The sequence below is a fragment of the Oleiphilus sp. HI0132 genome (assembly GCF_001635845.1).
Window position 1 is genome coordinate 1 of the sequence record NZ_LWGJ01000225.1, and the last position, 5470, is coordinate 5470.

Below are 5470 nucleotides of genomic sequence, written 5' to 3' on the forward strand. Positions count from 1 at the left end.
ACTTTAGACAACTACACCTTAAGCAGCGAGGTATTGGACTTCCTGCGACAATATTTTTGATCGTTATTCTTGCTTTGATCGTTTTGGCAATGAGTGATCTGGCTGAAGATTCCAGTATGGGCTTTGCTCAAGACTTTGAATCTACACGAGCCTTTTACGCGGCGGAAAGCGGTGCTCAGATAGCGCTAAACAGAGTGTTCGTTGGTGGGACAACTTGTAATGATGCAATGGGGTATCTGGACTTTGATGCAGGAGGGAGTAACCCTGGCTTGGATAACTGCATTGCACAACTGATTTGCCGAATTGATACGGTGGCAGGTACAAATTATATGACATTTACAAGCACAGCGACCTGTGGAAGTGGTTTGGACCAGGCGACTCGTTCGGTGCAGGTGAGGGCTCATGATTGATAAGGATGTTTTGTTATTGTTCCGACTTATTACAAGTATATGTGTGATTGTCTGTCTGTTTACTTTCGCTAGTAGTGCTCATTCTGCAATTACTTTTGTAGCTAGTACGACTGAAGATGGCAATAACGATGATGTCACTCTTACTGTACCAGCGAGTGCTGAAGAAAATGATTTGTTATTGGTGCAGATTACTATCCGAAACAGAAGTGGTAGTGATGGGGTGACAGCGCCAGCTGGTTGGACTCAGATTAGCTCTCAAGACAGAGACGATGATGTACTCCAATCATTGTACTATCGCCTGGCTACGTCTGGCGACGCTGGGACCGGGTATAACTTTGATTTTGATGGCAATCGGAATCGGCGGTATATAGGTGGTATGTCTGTCTTTCGAGGTGTCGATACCTCCACACCAATAGATGATGAAGATTCTAGCGTAGGTATGAGTTGGTCCAGTGTGACAGCACCGTCGGTCAATACTTCAGGCTCGGGGGGAATGCTGGTGGCATTTTATACGCTTGAAGCCGGAGACGCAGCGTTTTCCGCACCTGTCGGTATGACTGAAATGTACGATATTGAGGAACATAAGGGTAATGACGGAATAACAACAATGGCCGCATATGAGCTTCGACCTACGGCAGGTGCATCGGGTGATCGAGTCGCGACGGCGTCAACAATTTTTGATGATGCCATTGGTCACTTAATTGCTTTGAGAGAAGGGGCGAGTGGTGTATTGAATGTTGATAGTGTCCATGGTGCCTGTGGTGTTGATAATCTCTTGGTAGTCGAATTCGACAATACCATTGATAGTGATGCCTTAGATACTAGCTACTACTCCTTAAATGCAGCGACGATTAGTAGTGTTAGTCAGCAAAGTGACACAACGGTTGTATTGCAGGTAACAGGAATTGTAGCGGGCCAGGCATATACCTTGACGGTGGATGGTACTGATCACAGCGTTGATTTCTCTGGTTTAACTGGTCATTACTTTGATCAACGTAACGGAAGTGGAACCAAGGTTTCTCAGCCTTCAGGTTTATTTACCGGTACGGCATATCTGCGTAAAGATAGCCAAGTGGATTTTGGTTGGGGCTCAGGAACGCCGACTATTTTCCCTAGTACCTCTGGAAATAATGAGCGTTTCAGTATTCGTTGGAATGGCTATGTGGTACCGACACAAACAGGTAGTTATGAGTTCCGGCTGTATTCAGATGATGGTGTACGCTTAGACCTTGAAGGTAGTGAGATTATTAATGACTGGAGCCTTCATGGACCGCGTTATTCGAGCACTTCTGCGGCGCAATTATTAAATTCTGGGCAGGGCTATATCGTTCAGATGGAGCACTTTGAGCATACTGGTCAAGCTTATGCTCGTTTGCAATGGCGCCGTGACGGTGGCAGTTGGGAAGCTATTCCAAGTGCAGCTTTGAGTTCATGTGCGGTCACAGGTGAGCTACCTGAACCTGTCGCAGAATTTCGAATGGACGAGACGGCTTGGTCTGGCTCATCAGGTGATGTGGTGGATAGCTCAGCTAGTTCTAGCAATGCCAGTTCTCAAAATGGCTTAGACACAACGAATACAGCACACCTTTGCCGAGCAGGCGATTTCGATGGTGTTGATGACTACATTGAAAGCTCAGCCGTAGGCACAACGCTTACGGGAACCTCTTCACTGAGTTTTTGGATCAAGACCACACAAGTAGGAAATAATACCGGATGGCAGGCGCCCGGTATTGCAGGTATAGAAGAGGCGGGAGGCTCCGACGATATCTTTTGGGGCTGGATCGATGCCTCGGGCCATATTGGCTTATCGGTCGGTAACGATTACTCAACAAAATCCTCAGGAGTGATCAATGATAATAGCTTTCATCATGTGGTACTAACACGTGATGCCGGTAGTGGTGCGTATAAAATATATATTGATGGCGTGTTGGATCAAAGTGGCACCGCAGCAGCAGGTGTGATTGGCAACTCTTTCACGAGTATCGGCCGGATAGAAGATACAGGTGGTTCGCCAGAGTACTTTCAAGGTCAGCTAGATGAAGTCAAAATATACAACAGCGTTCTAAGTGATTCGCAAGTGAATGCCTTATATACCGAGACACGTTCATGTGGCGCCTATCAGCCTCTTGCTCACTTTGCCTTTGAGCAAAATAATTGGTCGGGCGCAGGCGTGTCGATCGAGGATTATTCGGGTAACGGTAATGCGGGATTAAGTGTCGGTAGTGCAGAGTCCCATGCCAGCGGCCAGGTTTGTAAAGGTAGTTTTATTCCCGACAACTCAAATTCAGCAACGATTGATGCCATTGACTCACAGCTGGACTTGGACACAGACGTAGGGAGTCAAGGGACTATTGTGCTTTGGTATCGAGCTGAAGAGAACTGGGTGGGGAGTGGAGATAAGACCTTAATTGATGCAACTACCGATGTCATAGGAAATTCTAACGATAAGTATTTCTTCTTGGCAAAATTAAATGATGGTCGCTTACGATTTGCCTTGGAAGATAGCGCGGATCTTGATTTCAACTTATACACAAGTGCTAACTCAGTTGTTGCGGGAACGTGGGTTCATCTTGGCGTAACCTGGGACTTATCTGCCGATGAATTGCATATATATGTTGATGGAAGCTCTGCTGCCTCATCGTCAATTTCATCTAACGGCACTATGGGTGATGTAGGAAATATCTTCTTCGGGGACAATTCATCTACTTATCTAACACCAGGCGCTTCAGCTTATGGCCGTTTGGATGAGATTAAAGTTTACGATAGCGTGCTGACTGAAGCAGAAATTGGAACGGCTATGGGGGACTCTCATGCTTGTAGCTCGTGTTCTTTAGGTAGTTTTTCGATTACTCAGCCTGACTATGGGTTAGCCTGCCCGAGTTCCAGAGCTGAAGTGAGTATTCAAGCTGTATGTGCGGATGGTGTTACTGATAAAACTGACTATGTTGGTACGATTGGTTTAAGTACCAATGATGATTCAAATAGCGAGTTTTATGATGCTGCTAGCGGTGGTTCCTCCATATCGGGTCTCACTCTGGATGGCTCTGAAAGCGGTGCAGCAACGGTCTTTTTATTCCATGAGAGGGCGGTTGATGGTGTGGTCGTGACCGCCGAAGATACTGCAGAGAGTGTAAGCTCTACCGCAACGCCGGGTACAAACTTTAGTGCTTACGGATTTGTTGCCACCAACCCGGCCTCTTTTGTTTGTGGTAATTCTGAATCGATGACATTAACCGCTGTCGGTCAAACTCAACCAAGTGGTAGTGCTTGTTCAGTGTTGACTGATTTTGACGGGAGTAAAGATTTAAAAGCATGGTTTGAGGTGAATTATCAATCTGATGAGTCACCCGCTATTGCAGATACGGCCAGGACTTCCCTAAGCCTTAATAACACGCTTATCGCTAACAGTTTACCTGCTAGTGATAATCTGACTTTAGATTTTGATCAAGGTGTAGCAGATCTTGACGTTAGGCATTTAGATGCTGGACAAATATTGTCTATTAACTTTGAACATGAGGATGGGCTCAGTGAAACGCCACTTATGCAAGGTCTTATGTCTAATGCCTTTGTTGTCTCTCCTTCCTTGATTGAGTCGACTGTACCGAGCGCGCCAAGTTGTTCTTCTCCTTTTGGATCTTGCAGTGAGTTTGCAACGGTCGGTGATAATTTTACTCAGCAGCTTAGAGCTGTCTGCGCGGATGCAAGCGCAACAACGGCTGAGAGCTATATCAGTCCTTCGCCAATATCGTTGCGTAGTAATCTTATTGCACCGCTAAGTGGTGTTAATGCCAATGTTGCCGAGAGCAATGTGGCCTTTACATTGGCAGATGATGGTGTTGTGTCGGTGACGCAACAAATAGATGAGGTGGGGGTTTTCACTATGGAAGCCTATGCCGTGCCCGATTATGCGGGTGAAGTCGTCAGCGGTGGTACAAGTGGTAATGTTGGTCGGTTTATCCCTGATCGTTTTGATGTGAGCTTTTCCGTCACAGGAGGAAATTTTGCCCCAGCGTGTAATGTCGTTGGACTATCGCCCTTCACTTATATGAATCAGGCCTTTCAATGGAATACTGTCCCTGAATTGACGATAAGTGCTGTACGTGCTGATGGCACGATTACACAAAACTATGAAGGTGATTTTTGGCGCTTGGGTGCAAACCTGGAGCTAGATGAGTCTTGTGGTGGTAGTGTAGGCGTTAAGGGTTTTTGCTATACCGATAATGCAGCGACGGCGGCGACATTATCCTCGCCAGTTGGAGATATAAGTTATGGTGCGACAACAGATATTGATGGAACGCTTAGCTTACTTATCCACTCTAGTAACCCTAACTTCAGTTATGATCGACCTGCAGGGACCAATATCGTTCCTTTTGACGCAGATATTGATTTGGTCGTTACTTTGGAAGACGATGATGATGTGACAGGCACTAGTAATTTAGCAGCGCTTGGTTTCCAATTTAGCTCAGAATTACGGCAAGGACGGTGGAAAATGGAGAATGCCTATGGGCCTGATACTCAAGCGTTAAAAATGAAGGCTTACCCCCAATATTATTCTAGCGCCGGAACCTTTGTTGCCCATACTGATGATCAATGTACCGCAGTTGTTCCAACTGTTACACCTTTAGGTAGTGGTGCTACGAGCTTAGAAGATATTCTTGTGGGTTCAGAGTTAACTACCTTAAGTGTGAATGCTCCTCTCGATGATGCGCAAAATGAAAACTTTAGCTTCAGCGCTCCAGGAGTCGGCGGGGCTGGAAAAGTTCAAGTTAATCAGGACTTATCTGCATTGCCATGGTTGCGTTTTGACTGGGACGGAGATGGCGCTCTGGATGATGAGCACCCCTTTGTTGAGGCGCAGTTTGGTCAATATCGAGGCCACGACAGAATTATTTACTGGCGAGAAGTGAGTAACTGATTCTAGGTCGTGCTCCAAGGTTTGGGCATAGCGCGGGATGGAACCCGCTGCCTACAAAATATGAGAGTAATGCGGAGGGAGGGGCTTAATCCTCTTCCTCAGTACTCTCTTCAAAGCTCATATCAAGCTCTTTGATTTTACGGGT

2 protein-coding genes are annotated in these 5470 nt (G+C 46.3%); both read left to right on the forward strand.

Features of this window, described 5'->3' with window-relative positions; all coding sequences use genetic code 11:
* Positions 1 to 410: hypothetical protein (locus A3766_RS30230; protein WP_068641625.1), on the forward strand; the 410-nt coding region annotated here is incomplete at its 5' end.
* A complete protein-coding gene (locus A3766_RS02870; protein ID WP_068508268.1) occupies positions 403 to 5325 on the forward strand; it encodes a DUF6701 domain-containing protein in 4923 nt (1640 codons plus the stop codon). The genes A3766_RS30230 and A3766_RS02870, both read left to right, overlap by 8 nt.
* Positions 5326 to 5470: the final 145 nt, after the last annotated feature.

Coding starts and splice junctions, on each gene's coding strand:
- A3766_RS02870 (WP_068508268.1), top strand. CDS start 403: ATGATTGATAAGGATGTTTTGTTATTGTTCCGACTTATTACAAGTATA.